This is a genomic window from Pseudomonas sp. SD17-1 (assembly GCF_029201585.1).
GTDB lineage: Bacteria > Pseudomonadota > Gammaproteobacteria > Pseudomonadales > Pseudomonadaceae > Aquipseudomonas > Aquipseudomonas palmensis.
This window is the reverse complement of record NZ_CP104044.1, coordinates 1685001-1701377: the sequence shown is the minus strand read 5'-3', so window position 1 is coordinate 1701377 and position 16377 is coordinate 1685001. Positions and strand designations below refer to the sequence as shown.

Genomic DNA, 16377 nt, shown 5'->3' with positions numbered 1-16377 from the left:
TGATGCCGCCTCTTAAATCATGTGTAACGCCAGGGACGAGCCCTGGCCGTTAGTGGGTGGCCTTGATCCGGTCGACCACGCGTTGCGCCAGGTCATCCGGCCGGAACTTGGCGAGAAAATCATCCGCGCCCACCTTCTTGACCATGGCCTGGTTGAAGACGCCGGAAAGCGAAGTATGCAGGATGATGTGCAACTTTTGCATGCGCGGGTCGTTGCGGATTTCTGCAGTCAGGGTATAGCCGTCCATTTCCGGCATCTCGATGTCGGAAATCATCATCAGGAATTCCTCTTCCGGATGCTTGCCCTCATCGACCATCTTGCGCAGGTAATCCAGCGCCTGCCGGCCGTCGTTGAGCGCCACCACCTCGACCCCCACCGTCTGCAGGCAACGGCTGACCTGCTTGCGTGCCACCGAGGAGTCATCCACGGTGAGCACGCGCAGCGACACGGCCTTGACCTGCACTTCTTCGTCGACCACACCCAGGGAGATCGCCTCGGAGGTCGGCGAGACCTCGGCGAGGATCTTCTCCACGTCGATGATCTCGACCATCTTGCCGTCCACCCGGGTCACGGCCGTCAGGTAATGGTCACGACCGGTGCCCTTGGGTGGCGGATGGATCTCCTCCCAGTTCATGTTGACGATGCGTTCGACCGAGTGCACCAGAAACCCCTGGGTCTTGGTGTTGTACTCGGTGATGATCACGAAGCTCTTGCTGACATCTTCACTCAGACCGGGCATGCCGGTCGCCATCGCCAGATCCAGGATCGGGATGGTTGCCCCACGAATATTCGCCACACCGCGCACCACCGGGTTGGACTTGGGCATCACGGTCAGGTTCGGGCATTGCAGCACCTCCCGCACCTTGAACACGTTGATCCCGTACAGCTGCTCGCCATTGAGGCGGAACAACAGCAGTTCGAGACGGTTCTGCCCTACCAGTTGTGTGCGCTGGTTAACCGAATCCATTACACCAGCCATGCCAGACTCCTCGACCAAATGCTCGAGCGTCGTACCGCAGTCGGCACGCGCCTTGCTTTTTTAACTGTATGAACACGAAAACGACATTTTTCCGACGCCTGACCCGCCCCTTGCCCGGCATCCTTGCTGCGCTGTGCCTGCTGGCCCCCGGCGTTCGAACTCTGGCTGACGCTTTCACCTTGCCTGAACAGCTTATCGGTGTCACTCAGGGGTTTCTTGAATTCACGGTCGAGGATTACCTGGCGACCAGCCAGACCGAAGGGCGCTTCGAGATCCAGGTCAACAGCCTCGACCCGCGCCTGCGCATGCCACTGTGCGACCAGCAACTGGGCGCCACCCTGGAAAGCCCGGCGCAACCGCTGGGCAGGGTGACCGTGCGCGTACGCTGCGATGGCAGCTCCCCGTGGACGGTGTTCGTGCCGGCCCAGGTGCGGCTGTTTCGCAATGTGGTGACCGTGGCGCGTCCGCTCAAGCGCGACAGCGTGGTCGGCGAACAGGACGTGAGCCTGCGCGAGCGGGACGTGGGCATGCTCAACCAGGGCTACCTGACCAGCCTGGAGCAGGCCGTGGGCCTGAAGGTCATCCGACCGACGGTCATCGATCAGGTGCTCACGCCGCTGCATCTGGAGCAGGCCGAAGTGGTCCGCAAGGGCGATCATGTGGTCATCATCGCCCGCAGCGGCACGCTGAGCGTGCGCATGCCGGGAGAAGCCTTGAGCAAGGGCGGCATCAGTGAACAGATACGGGTACGCAATCTGAACTCCAAACGGGTGGTGAAGGCACGGGTCACTGGACCAGGGCAGGTGGAAGTCGCGATGTGAAGCGGGTCACGACGCCAGAACAAACAAGGCTGGCGGTCAGGAACCGCTTTTCCTAAACTGTGTCGAACCGGGTTGATGGGCTGGCCGCGCAAGCTGCACTGCATTTGCGTCTAAAGTTTCTTTCGGGTTGGCCGAAAACAAGGCAAGCGTCCAAACACCCAGAGGTTTTCTGATCATGGTCATCGACTTCAGTCGTTTGAATAATTCCCCGTCCGTGACGGGCGCCGTGCGCACTGGCAACAGCCAGGAAAGCACGGCCACTGCTCGCACCGCCACCAGCGCTACCGAGGCTGGCCAGAGCGGAGAAGCCGTACACCTGAGCCACGAGGCCCAGCAGTTGCAACAGGTCAGCGACAAGCTGCGCGATCAACCGGTTGTCAACAGCGCCCGCGTGGCCGAGTTGAAACAGGCCATCGCCGACGGCAGCTACCAGGTGGACGCCCAGCGCGTCGCCAGCAAACTGCTTAATTTCGAAGCCCAGCGCTAGCCCTCTGGCGCGCTGACTTCAGGACGCTAGAACCAAGAGCCAGCCAATGCACGACACTACTCTGCTGCAACTGATCGAAGATGATATTGCTCCAGCGCAACAACTGCTCGAGTTGTTGCAGGCTGAAGCCGTGGCCCTGCATGGCCGCGACATGCCCTTGCTGGAAAATATTCTGGCCCGCAAGCAATCGCTGGTGGTGCTGCTCGATCAAGGCGGACAACGACGTAGTGCGCTGCTTGCGAACCTGGGCCTGCCGCAAAGCCGCGAAGGTGTAGTGGCCATGGCCGAGCAATCGGACCTGGGCTCCCTGCTCATCGAGCAGCTCGATGTGCTGGCTGCGCTGATGAATGATTGCCAGGCGGTCAACGCACGCAACGGCCAGGCGATCCAGCTTCAGCAGTACACCACCGAAAACCAGATCAAGATCCTCATGGGTGGCGAATCACCGTCGCTCTACGATGCCCGTGGCACTACATCGCCGCTTTCAAAGCCTCGTGCACTCAGCCAGGCGTGACCCCCTCTATCAAGGCACGATTCATGCTGGCAGAATGCCAGCAATTGCCTGTGTCGTTTTTGCCTGGAGATTCATCAACCGTGTTCAATGACGAAGAAGCTCCTCAGCCTCCGAAGGTGCTGACTACGCCTTTGGAAATTGCCGCTCATTTGCGGATGTTGCTAGAGAGCCATGACCCACTGATCATCACGTTCCCCGAACGCAGCCAGCGCTTCCAGAGTTATGTGGTGGAGGTAGACCGGGACAGCAACAGCATGGCCCTGGACGAAATGATCCCGCGCGATGGCGAACGCTTCCTCGAAAATGGCGAACCATTCCGTATCGAAGGCTTCCATGACGGCGTGCGCATTGCCTGGGACTGCACTACCCCGCTGAGCATCAGCACCTCTGACGGCTCACGCTGCTACCGCGGCAGCCTGCCCACAGAAGTTACCTATCACCAGCGTCGCAATGCGTTTCGCGCGGCACTGAAGCTGTCGCAACTGGTTGACGTGATTTTCGACGGCGAGAAACTGCGTGGCGAGCACCCGCTCAAGGGCAAGCTGCTGGATATTTCGGCTACTGGCTGCAAGCTTCGCTTCGAGGGCGATATCGAGGAGCGGTTGCAGTTGGGCCAGGTCTACGAGAAGTTTGCTACCGGCCTGCCGCTGGGGCTTTCTCAGGTAATGGTCGAGCTGCGCCACCTGCACTATGAAGAGCGCCTGAACGCCACCTTCGCCGGCATTCGCTTTCATAACGTGACAGGACAGATGGCGCGCAAGATCGAAAGTTTTGTGTACCAGCTGCAACGTGAAGCGCGACGCTTCGACAAAGACGATTACTGATAGACATCACGCTTCACATTTCCAAGGGTAGCTACCCATTCAGCGGCAACGGATTCATCCGCAAAGGGGCGCCTGGCGCCCCGCCTGCCAGCGGAACTCAGACGCAGCCCTTCGCCACTATCTGCCCCCACGCCACTCACACTTCTGGCGCAGGCTTGACAGGTTCGACGCCCTCAGCCTCCCCGGGCGAGCCCTCCTCCTCGGTATCTTCGGCACCTACCGGTGCCTGCATCTGATCCTGCACCACCTGCTCATCAACCCGCGGGTCGAGCGCCGCAGACAGCGGTGAACCTGCCGCCGGCATCGCTACGTGAAGCAATGGCGCATCCTCGACCTGATGCAGGTTGGTAACCGCTTTGGGACGGATGCGCCACACCAGCACCAGCGCGAAGAAACAGAAGAACGCGTAAAGCATCTGGTCGCCCAGGGTCTTCATCAGCACACCGGCCACCAGCGGCCCGATGCTCGCCCCCACGCCATAGGTCACCAGCAGCATCGCGGTGAGCGAGACCCGTCGCTCGCTTTCAACGTGGTCGTTGGAAAACGCCACCGCCAGCGGGTAGAGGCAGAACTGCAGCAGCGAGACCGCAAAACCGGTGATGAACAGCACCTCGAGCGGCACGCTCGGCAGCAGCGCCAATGGCAGGGAGGTGACGGCCAGCCCCACCGCCACACTGCGAATCAGCACGGCCCGGTCGTAACGGTCCGACAACCAGCCCAATGGCCACTGCACCAGCAGGCCGGCAAAGATGCAGCAGCCCATGAACACACCGACCTGTTCTGTACTGAGCCCCTGCTTGGAGGCGTACAGAGGCGCCAGACCATAGAACGACCCCACGATCAGCCCCGCCCCGAGTACCGTACTCAGCGACTGGGGGACGCGCTTGATGAAGAACCGCGGCTCCATGGGGGCCGGACGCAGCGGTGCGGGGTGGATGCGCCGGGTCAGGGCCACCGGAACCAGGCATAGCGCAAAGCACATGGCCACCAGCATCAGCAGCTCCAGGCCCAGCTGCGGGTGAACCACCAGAATCAGCTGGCCCAGTACCAGGCCCAAATAGGAGGCGATCATGTAACCGCTGAACACCGCCCCACGCTGCTTGGCGTCGGCCTGTTCGTTGAGCCAGCTCTCGATCACCATGTACTGGCACATCATGCCCAGGCCGACGATCACCCGCAGCAGCAGCCAGGCCGGCAACCAGCTGACCAGACCATGACCAAGCACCGCTGCGCCGACGATGCCGGCACACGTAGCGTAGGCGCGGATATGCCCCACTCTGGCGATCAGCCGGTGCCCGATCTTGCCCCCCAGCGCCAGGCCGAAATAGTTGGCCGCCATCAGCGCACCGACCCACAGGCTGTCGACCTGATCGGCCGCCAGGCGCAGGGCCAGGTAGGTGCTCAACAGGCCGGAACCGATCAACATCATCAATGCGGCGAAATACAGCGCGCGAAAAGACTTCCAGATACTTCGCATCGACGTCCCTGAGGGCCCCTTGAGCAGGTGAAAAAACTGCTTGAAAGCATAAGTGAAAAAAACACCGACGCGGCGGGCCGAGCATAAAAAAACAGGTGACAAACCATGATCTCGATCATGGCTGCCACCTGCCTCAGCTTACCCTGGCGCCAGGCGGCATTGCCGCCCCGCAGTTACGCCTGTGCCGCCAGCACGCGCCGCTCCCACGGGGTGATCTCGTCGAAGAAGCTGGTCAGTTCCAGGGTCTTGGACGCGATGTAACCTTCGATGAACTCAGTCCCGAACAGTTCCCTCGCCAACTGGCTGCGCTTGAGACGCTCCAGTGCCGCGTGCAGCGTGCAGGGCAGTGACAGGTTGTCGGGCACCTCGAATTCGCCCTGGATCGCTGGCGCCGGCTCCAGTTGCTGTTCGATGCCGTACAAGCCGGCCGCCAGGCTGGCGGCGATGGCCAGGTAGGGGTTGGTATCGGCCCCGGGCAGGCGGTTCTCGACCCTGCGCGCTACCGGTGCGCTGGCAGGGATACGCAGGCCCGCAGCGCGGTTGTCCTGCGACCAGCAGGCATTGTTGGGCGATGCATAAGGGTGGCACAGGCGCTGGTAGGAGTTGACGTTGGGTGCGAACAACGCGGTGAAGTCGGCCATGCATGCCTGCTGGCCACCGATGAAGTGATAGAAGGCAGGAGTTGGCTGCCCCTGCGCATCGCTGAACACGTTACGGCCGTTGTCGATCTCGACCACGCTCTGGTGAATGTGCATCGAACTGCCTGGGGTTCTGGCCAGCGGCTTGGCCATGCACACCACATTCAGGCCATGCTTGAGCGCAACCTCCTTGAGCAGGTGCTTGAACAGGAAGGTCTGGTCGGCAAGCAGCAGCGGGTCACCGTGCAGCAGGTTGATCTCGAACTGGCTGACGCCCATCTCGTGCATGAAGGTGTCGCGCGGCAGGCCCAGGGCCTCCATGCAACGGTAGACCTCGCTGAAGAACGGGCGCAGGCCATTGTTGGAACTGACGCTGAACGCCGAATGGCCGTCCTCGCGCCGACCGTCCAGCCCGGTGGGCGGCAGGAACGGCTGGCTCGGGTCGGGATTGGGAGCGAACACGAAGAACTCGAGCTCGGTGGCCACCACTGGCGCCAGGCCGTGCGTGCGATACCGCTCGATCACCGCCTTGAGCTGGCCGCGGGTGGACAAGCCCGAACTCTGTCCATCGAGCTCATTGGCATCGCAGATCGCCAGTGCCCTTGGTTCGTCGCTCCAGGGCAGGCGGTAGATATGCAGGGGGTCGGCCGCCAGGGCAAGGTCGCCGTCGTCGCTGCCATAGAAGCGTGCCGCAGGGTATCCGCCCATGATGCACTGCAGCAGCACGCCGCGTGCCATCTGCAGGCGCCGCCCTTCCAGGAACCCCTCGGCGGTCATCACCTTGCCGCGAGGCACGCCATTGAGGTCGGGGGTGACGCATTCGATTTCATCAATGCCCGTCAATCGCTCGGCGAGAGAACGTTGGCCATTGGTCGTCATGACTTGATCCTTGTTATTTTTAACAAGCCGCGAACGGCGACCCGAACAACATAGTCCGGGGGTGTTAAAAATATCAAGCACCATATAGTCCCGATCGCTGGACGAACGCCGCCAGCCAACCCGTAGAAGCTGTCTACACTGTGCCTGGCAGCGTAATACCGTTGGCCGGCAGCGGCAGCGCAGTCTTGTAGCGCACCTGCTTGAGGGCGAAGCTGGAGCGAATATTGGCCACCCCGGGCAAGCGGGTGAGGTAGTCCAGAAACCGCTCCAGGGCCTGGATGCTCGGCAGCAGTACACGCAGCAGGTAATCCGGGTCGCCGGTCATCAGGTAGCACTCCATCACTTCCGGGCGCTCGGCGATTTCCTCTTCGAAGCGGTGCAGCGATTGCTCCACCTGTTTTTCCAGGCTGACGTGGATGAACACGTTGACGTCCAGCCCCAGCACTTCGGGCGACAGCAAGGTCACCTGCTGGCGAATCACGCCAAGCTCCTCCAGCGCCTTGACCCGGTTGAAACAGGGGGTGGGCGACAGATTTACCGAACGGGCCAGCTCGGCGTTGGTGATGCGGGCATTGTCCTGAAGGCTGTTGAGAATGCCGATGTCAGTACGATCCAGTTTGCGCATGAGACAAATTCACCTGCTTCTTGTTCTTTTGAAGAATGTTTATCCGCAAGCCAGCCCAAAGGCAATGAACTTGAGAAAAATATTCTTCCGCCAGCGGAATATGATGTAGGCAAGACTGACTCTCCGGTCACAAGCCGGGTTCAGTAGCGACCGCTTCAAAGCTCAACAAAAACACAAGACAGAGCGAGCGTAAAAAAGCATGAACGAGTACGCCCCCCTGCGTCTGCATGTGCCCGAGCCTACAGGCCGGCCAGGCTGCCAGACCGATTTCTCCTACCTGCGTCTGAATGACGCCGGTCAGGTCCGCAAACCCGCCATCGATGCCGAACCCGCCGGTACCGCCGACCTTGCCTACGGGCTGATCCGCGTGCTCGACGAACAGGGCCGTGCGCTTGGCCCCTGGGCCGAGGACATCGGCCCCGAAGTGCTGCGCCAAGGCATGCGCGCGATGCTCAAGACCCGGCTGTTCGACAGCCGCATGGTCGTGGCGCAGCGCCAGAAGAAGATGTCCTTCTACATGCAGAGCCTGGGCGAGGAAGCCATCGGCAGCGGCCAGGCACTGGCCTTGAACCGCAGCGACATGTGCTTCCCCACCTACCGCCAGCAGAGCATCCTGATGGCCCGCGACGTGTCGCTGGTGGAGATGATCTGCCAGCTGCTGTCCAACGAGCGCGACCCGCTCAAGGGTCGCCAGTTGCCCATCATGTACTCGGTGCGCGAAGCCGGCTTCTTCACCATCAGCGGTAACCTGGCGACCCAGTTCGTGCAGGCGGTCGGCTGGGCCATGGCCTCGGCCATCAAGGGCGATACCAAGATCGCTTCGGCCTGGATCGGCGATGGTGCTACGGCCGAGTCGGACTTCCACACCGCGCTGACCTTCGCACACGTGTACCAGGCCCCGGTGATTCTCAACGTGGTCAACAACCAGTGGGCCATCTCCACCTTCCAGGCCATCGCCGGTGGTGAATCCACCACCTTCGCCGGCCGCGGCGTTGGCTGTGGCATCGCTTCGCTGCGGGTCGACGGCAACGACTTCATCGCGGTGTACGCGGCCTCGCGCTGGGCCGCCGAACGTGCCCGCCGCGGCCTGGGCCCGACCCTGATCGAATGGGTGACTTACCGCGCCGGGCCGCACTCCACGTCGGACGACCCGTCCAAGTACCGTCCGGCCGACGACTGGAGCCACTTCCCCCTCGGCGACCCGATCGCCCGCCTCAAGCAGCACCTGGTGGCCATCGGGCACTGGTCGGAGCAAGAGCATCAGGCGGTGACTGCTGAGCTGGAAGCCGAAATCATCAGTGCGCAGAAGGAAGCCGAGCAGTACGGCACCCTGGCCGGCGGGCAGATGCCCAGCCCGGCGAGCATTTTCGAGGATGTGTACAAGGAAATGCCGGAACACCTGCGGCGCCAGCGCCAGGAACTGGGGATCTGACATGAACGATCACAACACCACTATCCAGTTGGAAACCGCCATGGCGACTACCACCATGACCATGATCCAGGCCCTGCGCTCGGCCATGGATATCATGCTTGAGCGCGATGACAATGTTGTCGTCTATGGCCAGGACGTCGGTTACTTCGGCGGCGTGTTCCGCTGCACCGAAGGGCTGCAGAACAAGTACGGCAAGTCGCGGGTGTTCGACGCACCGATCTCCGAAAGCGGTATCGTCGGCACCGCCGTGGGCATGGGTGCCTATGGCCTGCGCCCTGTGGTGGAAATCCAGTTTGCCGACTACTTCTACCCTGCCTCGGACCAGATCGTCTCGGAGATGGCCCGCCTGCGCTACCGCTCTGCCGGCGAGTTCGTGGCCCCGCTGACCCTGCGCATGCCGTGCGGTGGCGGCATCTACGGCGGCCAGACCCACAGCCAGAGCCCGGAGGCGATGTTCACCCAGGTCTGCGGCCTGCGTACCGTGATGCCTTCGAACCCCTACGACGCCAAGGGCCTGTTGATCGCCTCGATCGAAAACGACGACCCGGTGATCTTCCTGGAGCCCAAGCGCCTGTACAACGGCCCTTTCGACGGGCACCACGACCGGCCGGTAACGCCCTGGTCCAAACACCCCGCCAGCGCGGTACCGGATGGCTACTACACCGTGCCACTGGACAAGGCTGCCATCACCCGCCCAGGCAATGCGGTGACGGTACTGACCTACGGCACCACGGTGTATGTATCCCAGGTGGCTGCCGAAGAGACCGGCATCGACGCCGAGGTCATCGACCTGCGCAGCCTGTGGCCGCTGGACCTGGAGACCATCGTCGAGTCGGTGAAGAAGACCGGCCGCTGTGTGGTCGTGCACGAAGCCACCCGCACCTGCGGCTTTGGCGCCGAGCTGGTGGCGCTGGTACAGGAGCACTGCTTCCATCACCTCGAAGCCCCGATCGAACGTGTCACCGGTTGGGACACCCCCTACCCGCACGCGCAGGAATGGGCGTACTTCCCCGGCCCATCGCGAGTGGGTGCGGCATTGAAACGGGTCATGGAGGTCTGAATGGGCACGCACGTCATCAAGATGCCGGACATCGGCGAAGGCATCGCACAGGTTGAGCTGGTGGAATGGTTCGTAAAGGTCGGCGATACCGTCACCGAAGATCAGGTGGTCGCCGACGTCATGACCGACAAGGCCACCGTGGAAATTCCTTCGCCGGTCACCGGCAAGGTGCTGGCCCTGGGCGGCCAGCCCGGTGAGGTCATGGCCGTAGGCAGCGAGCTGATTCGCATCGAGGTCGAAGGGGCCGGCAACTATCAGGAAGGCGCCGGCAAGCCGGCAGCAGCCACGCCGCCTGCGGTAGCTGCCGCACCGAAGGCCAGCGTACCCGAAGCCCAACCCCAGCCCGCCGTCGTGTCTACCCCGGCAGCGGCACCTTCAGGCAACGCACAGCGTTCACCGACGATCGTGCCACGTGAGGCTAACGAGCGTCCGCTGGCCTCCCCGGCGGTGCGCAAGCGCGCGCTGGATGCGGGCATAGAGCTGCGCTATGTGCATGGTAGTGGCCCTGCCGGGCGCATCCTGCACGAAGACCTGGACGCTTTTCTCGTTCAACCGATTACCAGCAGTGCATCGGGCCCCGGTGGCTATGCAAGGCGTGACGACAGCGAGCAGGTGCCTGTGATCGGCCTGCGCCGCAAGATCGCGCAGCGCATGCAGGATGCCAAGCGCCGCGTCGCGCACTTCAGCTATGTCGAGGAAATCGACGTGACCGCGCTGGAAGAACTGCGCGTGCACCTGAACAAGAAGCATGGTGACAGCCGCGGCAAGCTGACCCTGCTGCCCTTCCTGGTACGGGCAATGGTGATCGCCGCGCGCGAATTCCCGCAGATCAACGCCACCTATGACGACGAAGCCCAGCTCATTACCCGCCATGGTGCAGTGCATGTGGGTATCGCCACCCAGGGCGACAACGGGCTGATGGTACCGGTGCTGCGCCATGCCGAGGCCGGCAGCCTGTGGAGCAATGCCAGCGAGATCGCCCGGGTAGCCAACGCCGCCCGCAACAACAAGGCCAGCCGTGAAGAGCTGTCCGGCTCGACCATTACGCTCACCAGCCTCGGCGCACTGGGCGGCATCGTCAGCACACCGGTGGTGAACACGCCGGAGGTGGCCATTGTCGGGGTCAACCGCATCGTCGAGCGGCCAATGGTGGTCAACGGCCAGATCGTGGTGCGCAAGATGATGAACCTGTCCAGTTCGTTCGACCATCGTGTGGTCGACGGCATGGACGCCGCGCTCTTCATCCAGGCCATCCGCGGCCTGCTCGAACAACCTGCCAGCCTGTTTGTGGAGTGACCATGCAGACTCTCAATACCACCCTGCTGATCATTGGGGGCGGCCCCGGCGGTTATGTCGCGGCGATTCGTGCCGGTCAACTGGGCATCCCCACTGTACTGGTCGAAGGCCAGGCACTGGGCGGCACCTGCCTGAACATCGGCTGTATTCCATCCAAGGCACTGATCCATGTAGCGGAGCAGTTCCACCAGACTTGTCAGCACAGCCAGCACTCCAGCCTGGGCATCAAGGTACAGGCTCCCAGCCTGGACATTACCCAGAGCGTGGCCTGGAAGGACGGCATCGTCGACCGCCTGACCAGCGGCGTTGCCGCCTTGCTGAAGAAACACGGCGTGACGGTGATTCATGGCTGGGCAAGGATCGTCGACGGCAAAACCGTCGACGTCGAAGGCCAGCGCATTCAGTGCGAGCACCTGCTGCTCGCCACGGGCTCCAGCAGTGTGGAGCTGCCCATGCTCCCACTGGGCGGCCCGATCATCTCGTCCACCGAAGCCCTGGCCCCGCAACGCCTGCCAAGGCGCCTGACGGTGGTGGGTGCAGGCTATATCGGCCTGGAGCTGGGTATTGCCTACCGCAAGCTGGGGGTCGAGGTAAGCGTGGTGGAAGCGCGCGAGCGTATCCTGCCTACGTATGACAGCGAGCTCACTCAGCCGGTAGCCGAGTCGCTGAAGAAACTGGGCGTGACGCTGTACCTCAAGCACAGCGTCGAAGGCTTCGATAACGCCACCCAGTGCCTGCAGATCAGGGACCCGCATGGCGAACAGTTGACGCTGGAAACCGATCAGGTGCTGGTTGCCGTAGGACGTCGGCCACGCACACAAGGGTTCAACCTGGAAACCCTGGAGCTCAAGATGAATGGCTCAGCCATTGCCATCGATGAGCGTTGCCAGACCAGCATGCGCAATGTGTGGGCAATCGGCGATCTGAGCGGCGAGCCGATGCTGGCCCACCGCGCCATGGCCCAGGGCGAGATGGTGGCCGAACTCATCGCCGGCAAGCAGCGGGTTTTCGATCCGGTGGCCATCGCGGCAGTGTGCTTTACCGACCCCGAGGTGGTGGTGGCAGGCAAGACACCGGAGGCCGCACAACAGCAAGGCCTGGATTGCATCGTTGCGCAGTTCCCGTTCGCGGCCAATGGCAGGGCCATGACGCTGGAATCCAAAAGCGGCTTCGTACGCGTAGTGGCGCGTCGCGACAATCACCTGATCCTGGGCTGGCAGGCTGTCGGCGTGGGGGTTTCGGAACTGTCTACCGCGTTTGCACAATCACTGGAGATGGGCGCCCGGCTCGAGGATGTGGCCGGAACCATCCATGCCCACCCTACCCTCGGGGAGGCTGTGCAGGAGGCTGCATTGCGTGCCTTGGGGCACGCGTTGCACCTGTAGCCAGAACCCACTGGGCGTCGATCATCGACGCCCAGGCATCAGGCGATCTGGTTCTTGCCGCCGGCCTTGGCGCGATAGAGCGCCTGGTCGGCACGGGCGACCAGTTGCTCCGGGCGCTCGCCGCCACGCCACTGGGCGATGCCAAAACTCAATGTGACGCGGTGCTCGCCAATTGGGGGCAACCTCAACACCTGCTGGCGGATGGCATCGGCTACCGCCATTGCTGCCTGCAGGTCACTCCCTGGCATCAACACCATGAACTCGTCACCCCCCCATCGGGCAAGCAGGTGCTCGGCGCCGACACACTTACGGATCTGTTCGACCACCTCTACCAGAGCGGTATCGCCACGGGCGTGGCCGTAACGATCATTGATCGGCTTGAAATCGTCGAAATCCATCAGGATCAGGCTCAAGGGCAAACGAAAGCGGCCGGCACGTTCGCATTCCTGAAGCAGGGCCTTTTCCAGGCGATAACGATTGGCCGCCAGGGTCAACGAGTCGCGCTCGGCCAGGTCACGGTTCTCATCGAGCTGACGTTTCAGTTGCTCGTTCACCCAGCACAGTTCCCGGGTCCGTTCGGCAATCAGTGACTCCAGCGAGCTGTTGCGCTGCTCCAGATGGGCAACCAGGCGCTTGCGGTCGTCGATGTTACGGTGTGCACCGAACATCCTGGCCACCGAGCCATCAGGGTTGCGCGCAACCACATGCCCGCTGTCCTCGATCCACAGGTAGCTGCCATCCTTGCAACGGCAACGGTACTCCACCTGGTAGCTTGGCGCGCGCTGGCTCAGGTAGTCCTCGAAGCAGGCCATCACCCGCGGGTAGTCCTCGGGGTGAATGACGTTTTCCCAGGTGAACACCGTATTGTCCAGCGAGTGGCTGGGGTAGCCCAGCATGCGATACCAACCCGGGTTGCGATAGACATGGCCTGTGTTGGCGTTCCAGTCCCAGATGCCATCACTGACCAGGTCCAGAAGGGTTTGCAGTTGCTCTTGCCCCAGGTCGCTCAATGGCGCCATCACGCAAGCGGTATTCTCACTCATGGACACTCTCCCCTGTCCAGCAACTACGCCCCAGCTCAATGATGGTGCTGCCGATTGTTATGCGCCAAAGCCTGCGCGAAATTTCGAACAATATACTCGCGAAAGAATGGAAGCGGCAGGCGGAACCGACCGCACGTCCAACTGCAGGCCTTGGCTGTTGCCGCCTGCGGCAATCATCCTCCTCTTTGGGGCAACAGCGTGCCAGAGTAAACGGCCGAGCATTGCTGCCCCCTTGTAATACAGAGGGTTCAGAGCGTGAGGTAACTGGCACAGCCCTTGCTCTTCCCTTGCTCTGCACAGTATCGGGAGACCTTCAGGTGAGCATCATCAATGATTATGGTTGGCAGGTAGCCGCTACCACTCAGCAACGTAGCAGTGTTTCTACAGACAGCGATGCTGTGCCGTATGTACCTGTTTCAGTTGCCATTCAGTCGACGTCCGACACGCGCGGGAGTGCCAGTCACTCCGAGCAGCGCTTTCACGACAACCAGCAAGAAGCGTTCGCAAAGTTCAAGGTCAGTCTGCAGAACCTGGAAGAGATCTTCGACACGAAAGAACCAGAGAGCACTGCCTTGCAAGAGTTTCGCGACTACATGGCACTGTCTCCCGAGCAGAAAATTCGCGAAAAGATGCTGCGCGAACTTGGGCTGAGCCTTGAAGAATACGAAGAGTTACCCCCTGAGAAGAAAGAACTGATCGACAAGCAGATCGCTCAACGCATCAAGGAAGAAATGGAGATAAAAACCATGGCCAAGCTGCAACCGCCTCAACAGATGGATGCGGTCAATGCACTGGCAGGTTCACAGACACTGTCGGCAGAAGGCACCGACGAGAAGGACAGGACGGACCCGCTGGCCTGAATCGTATTACGTAAAAAAACCACCTCCCAAGGTGGTTTTTTTATGCCCGCCTTGCAGGAAACTTTCAGCCCACAAAGACAAAACCCCTACCTGCAGATGCAGATAGGGGTTTCGGAATTTAATCTTGACGATGACCTACTCTCACATGGGGAAACCCCACACTACCATCGGCGATGCATCGTTTCACTACTGAGTTCGGGATGGGATCAGGTGGTTCCAATGCTCTATGGTCGTCAAGAAATTCTGTTGCCAGAAGGTCTTGTTCAGACACTCCAGCGAATCGGGTATGTGATGTTTGTGAGTTACAAATCTTCGGCTTACTGTGTCTTCACAACACCGCAATCTGGTCGTTCGACGCAAATTGCTTGGGTGTTATATGGTCAAGCCTCACGGGCAATTAGTATTGGTTAGCTCAACGCCTCACAGCGCTTACACACCCAACCTATCAACGTCGTAGTCTTCGACGGCCCTTCAGGGAGCTCAAGGCTCCAGTGAGATCTCATCTTGAGGCAAGTTTCCCGCTTAGATGCTTTCAGCGGTTATCTCTTCCGAACATAGCTACCCGGCAATGCCACTGGCGTGACAACCGGAACACCAGAGGTTCGTCCACTCCGGTCCTCTCGTACTAGGAGCAGCCCCTCTCAAATCTCAAACGTCCACGGCAGATAGGGACCGAACTGTCTCACGACGTTCTAAACCCAGCTCGCGTACCACTTTAAATGGCGAACAGCCATACCCTTGGGACCGGCTTCAGCCCCAGGATGTGATGAGCCGACATCGAGGTGCCAAACACCGCCGTCGATATGAACTCTTGGGCGGTATCAGCCTGTTATCCCCGGAGTACCTTTTATCCGTTGAGCGATGGCCCTTCCATACAGAACCACCGGATCACTAAGACCTACTTTCGTACCTGCTCGACGTGTCTGTCTCGCAGTCAAGCGCGCTTTTGCCTTTATACTCTACGACCGATTTCCGACCGGTCTGAGCGCACCTTCGTACTCCTCCGTTACTCTTTAGGAGGAGACCGCCCCAGTCAAACTACCCACCATACACTGTCCTCGATCCGGATAACGGACCTGAGTTAGAACCTCAAAGTTGCCAGGGTGGTATTTCAAGGATGGCTCCACGCAGACTGGCGTCCACGCTTCAAAGCCTCCCACCTATCCTACACAAGCAAATTCAAAGTCCAGTGCAAAGCTATAGTAAAGGTTCACGGGGTCTTTCCGTCTAGCCGCGGATACACTGCATCTTCACAGCGATTTCAATTTCACTGAGTCTCGGGTGGAGACAGCGCCGCCATCGTTACGCCATTCGTGCAGGTCGGAACTTACCCGACAAGGAATTTCGCTACCTTAGGACCGTTATAGTTACGGCCGCCGTTTACCGGGGCTTCGATCAAGAGCTTCGCGTTAGCTAACCCCATCAATTAACCTTCCGGCACCGGGCAGGCGTCACACCCTATACGTCCACTTTCGTGTTTGCAGAGTGCTGTGTTTTTAATAAACAGTCGCAGCGGCCTGGTATCTTCGACCGGCATGAGCTTACGGAGCAAGTCCTTCACCCTCACCGGCGCACCTTCTCCCGAAGTTACGGTGCCATTTTGCCTAGTTCCTTCACCCGAGTTCTCTCAAGCGCCTTGGTATTCTCTACCCAACCACCTGTGTCGGTTTGGGGTACGGTTCCTGGTTACCTGAAGCTTAGAAGCTTTTCTTGGAAGCATGGCATCAACCACTTCGTCGCCTAATGGCAACTCGTCATCAGCTCTCGGCCTTAAGATCCCGGATTTACCTAAGATCTCAGCCTACCACCTTAAACTTGGACAACCAACGCCAAGCTGGCCTAGCCTTCTCCGTCCCTCCATCGCAATAACCAGAAGTACAGGAATATTAACCTGTTTTCCATCGACTACGCTTTTCAGCCTCGCCTTAGGGACCGACTAACCCTGCGTCGATTAACGTTGCGCAGGAAACCTTGGTCTTTCGGCGTGGGAGTTTTTCACTCCCATTGTCGTTACTCATGTCAGCATTCGCACTTCTGATACCTCCAGCAAGCTTCTC

The 16377-nt window shown here is 60.7% G+C and carries 14 protein-coding genes and 2 rRNA genes (1 of these 16 cut by a window edge); 9 read left to right on the top strand and 7 right to left on the bottom strand.

Annotated features, from left to right (window positions below; translation table 11 throughout):
- Nucleotides 1-49: 49 nt before the first annotated feature.
- Nucleotides 50-979: a chemotaxis protein CheV gene (locus tag N0B28_RS07770; protein WP_043861779.1), complete on the bottom strand. Its 930-nt coding sequence runs from the start codon at nucleotides 977-979 to the stop codon at nucleotides 50-52.
- A gap of 68 nt (nucleotides 980-1047) precedes the next feature.
- Here N0B28_RS07770 and flgA point away from each other — a divergent pair, with 68 nt between their 5' ends.
- The 4 genes from flgA (at nucleotide 1048) to N0B28_RS07750 (ending at nucleotide 3625) form a co-directional block, all read left to right on the top strand.
- Nucleotides 1048-1800 carry a flagellar basal body P-ring formation chaperone FlgA gene (gene flgA, locus N0B28_RS07765; RefSeq protein ID WP_043861778.1) on the top strand — a complete coding sequence of 251 codons (753 nt, stop codon included), beginning with the start codon at nucleotides 1048-1050 and terminating at the stop codon, nucleotides 1798-1800.
- Between the two features lie 175 nt (nucleotides 1801-1975).
- A complete protein-coding gene (gene flgM / locus N0B28_RS07760) occupies nucleotides 1976-2287 on the top strand; it encodes a flagellar biosynthesis anti-sigma factor FlgM (RefSeq protein ID WP_043861777.1) in 312 nt (103 codons plus the stop codon).
- Between the two features lie 46 nt (nucleotides 2288-2333).
- The gene (locus N0B28_RS07755; protein ID WP_043861776.1) at nucleotides 2334-2801 is read left to right on the top strand and encodes a flagellar protein FlgN; all 468 of its coding nucleotides are present in this window, start codon (nucleotides 2334-2336) and stop codon (nucleotides 2799-2801) included.
- 80 nt (nucleotides 2802-2881) lie between these two features.
- On the top strand, nucleotides 2882-3625 hold the full coding sequence (locus tag N0B28_RS07750) for a flagellar brake protein (RefSeq protein ID WP_043861775.1): 744 nt from the start codon (nucleotides 2882-2884) through the stop codon (nucleotides 3623-3625).
- A gap of 136 nt (nucleotides 3626-3761) precedes the next feature.
- Here the strand turns inward: N0B28_RS07750 and N0B28_RS07745 are convergent, their stop codons facing one another.
- From N0B28_RS07745 to bkdR, 3 genes are all read right to left on the bottom strand, one after another.
- Nucleotides 3762-5102 carry an MFS transporter gene (locus N0B28_RS07745; protein WP_123753571.1) on the bottom strand — a complete coding sequence of 447 codons (1341 nt, stop codon included), beginning with the start codon at nucleotides 5100-5102 and terminating at the stop codon, nucleotides 3762-3764.
- A 173-nt stretch (nucleotides 5103-5275) separates the two neighbouring features.
- Entirely contained in the window at nucleotides 5276-6517 is a 1242-nt protein-coding gene (locus N0B28_RS07740) for a glutamine synthetase family protein (RefSeq protein ID WP_173925107.1), read from the bottom strand.
- A gap of 235 nt (nucleotides 6518-6752) precedes the next feature.
- Nucleotides 6753-7244, bottom strand: coding sequence for a Bkd operon transcriptional regulator BkdR (gene bkdR, locus N0B28_RS07735; protein WP_043861772.1), 492 nt, complete (start codon nucleotides 7242-7244; stop codon nucleotides 6753-6755).
- 199 nt (nucleotides 7245-7443) lie between these two features.
- On the opposite strand from bkdR, the gene N0B28_RS07730 reads away from it, so the two are divergent.
- From N0B28_RS07730 to lpdA, 4 genes are read left to right on the top strand one after another with little or no spacing between them, the layout of a single operon-like run.
- Nucleotides 7444-8676, top strand: coding sequence for a 3-methyl-2-oxobutanoate dehydrogenase (2-methylpropanoyl-transferring) subunit alpha (locus N0B28_RS07730; protein ID WP_043861771.1), 1233 nt, complete (start codon nucleotides 7444-7446; stop codon nucleotides 8674-8676).
- A 1-nt stretch (nucleotide 8677) separates the two neighbouring features.
- Entirely contained in the window at nucleotides 8678-9736 is a 1059-nt protein-coding gene (locus N0B28_RS07725; protein WP_043861770.1) for an alpha-ketoacid dehydrogenase subunit beta, read from the top strand.
- A complete protein-coding gene (locus N0B28_RS07720; RefSeq protein ID WP_236176446.1) occupies nucleotides 9737-11032 on the top strand; it encodes a dihydrolipoamide acetyltransferase family protein in 1296 nt (431 codons plus the stop codon).
- Between the two features lie 2 nt (nucleotides 11033-11034).
- Entirely contained in the window at nucleotides 11035-12417 is a 1383-nt protein-coding gene (gene lpdA / locus N0B28_RS07715; protein ID WP_100634315.1) for a dihydrolipoyl dehydrogenase, read from the top strand.
- A gap of 38 nt (nucleotides 12418-12455) precedes the next feature.
- Here the strand turns inward: lpdA and N0B28_RS07710 are convergent, their stop codons facing one another.
- Nucleotides 12456-13460, bottom strand: a complete 1005-nt coding sequence (locus N0B28_RS07710; RefSeq protein WP_275731306.1) for a sensor domain-containing diguanylate cyclase — start codon at nucleotides 13458-13460, stop codon at nucleotides 12456-12458.
- 317 nt (nucleotides 13461-13777) lie between these two features.
- Here N0B28_RS07710 and N0B28_RS07705 point away from each other — a divergent pair, with 317 nt between their 5' ends.
- Nucleotides 13778-14320: a hypothetical protein gene (locus N0B28_RS07705; RefSeq protein ID WP_058542066.1), complete on the top strand. Its 543-nt coding sequence runs from the start codon at nucleotides 13778-13780 to the stop codon at nucleotides 14318-14320.
- A gap of 122 nt (nucleotides 14321-14442) precedes the next feature.
- On the opposite strand, the gene rrf is transcribed toward N0B28_RS07705, so the two are convergent.
- Together rrf and N0B28_RS07695 are read right to left on the bottom strand one after the other, a co-directional pair.
- A 5S ribosomal RNA gene (rrf, locus tag N0B28_RS07700) occupies nucleotides 14443-14558 on the bottom strand.
- A gap of 138 nt (nucleotides 14559-14696) precedes the next feature.
- A 23S ribosomal RNA gene (locus tag N0B28_RS07695) occupies nucleotides 14697-16377 on the bottom strand; it runs 1209 nt beyond the window's last position.

Excerpts from the sequence above, each read along its gene's own strand:
- N0B28_RS07770 (WP_043861779.1), bottom strand. The coding sequence starts at position 979 with ATGGCTGGTGTAATGGATTCGGTTAACCAGCGCACACAACTGGTAGGG.
- flgA (WP_043861778.1), top strand. The coding sequence starts at position 1,048 with ATGAACACGAAAACGACATTTTTCCGACGCCTGACCCGCCCCTTGCCC.
- flgM (WP_043861777.1), top strand. The coding sequence starts at position 1,976 with ATGGTCATCGACTTCAGTCGTTTGAATAATTCCCCGTCCGTGACGGGC.
- N0B28_RS07755 (WP_043861776.1), top strand. The coding sequence starts at position 2,334 with ATGCACGACACTACTCTGCTGCAACTGATCGAAGATGATATTGCTCCA.
- N0B28_RS07745 (WP_123753571.1), bottom strand. The coding sequence starts at position 5,102 with ATGCGAAGTATCTGGAAGTCTTTTCGCGCGCTGTATTTCGCCGCATTG.
- N0B28_RS07740 (WP_173925107.1), bottom strand. The coding sequence starts at position 6,517 with ATGACCGCCGAGGGGTTCCTGGAAGGGCGGCGCCTGCAGATGGCACGC.
- bkdR (WP_043861772.1), bottom strand. The coding sequence starts at position 7,244 with ATGCGCAAACTGGATCGTACTGACATCGGCATTCTCAACAGCCTTCAG.
- N0B28_RS07730 (WP_043861771.1), top strand. The coding sequence starts at position 7,444 with ATGAACGAGTACGCCCCCCTGCGTCTGCATGTGCCCGAGCCTACAGGC.
- N0B28_RS07725 (WP_043861770.1), top strand. The coding sequence starts at position 8,678 with ATGAACGATCACAACACCACTATCCAGTTGGAAACCGCCATGGCGACT.
- N0B28_RS07720 (WP_236176446.1), top strand. The coding sequence starts at position 9,737 with ATGGGCACGCACGTCATCAAGATGCCGGACATCGGCGAAGGCATCGCA.
- lpdA (WP_100634315.1), top strand. The coding sequence starts at position 11,035 with ATGCAGACTCTCAATACCACCCTGCTGATCATTGGGGGCGGCCCCGGC.
- N0B28_RS07710 (WP_275731306.1), bottom strand. The coding sequence starts at position 13,460 with ATGAGTGAGAATACCGCTTGCGTGATGGCGCCATTGAGCGACCTGGGG.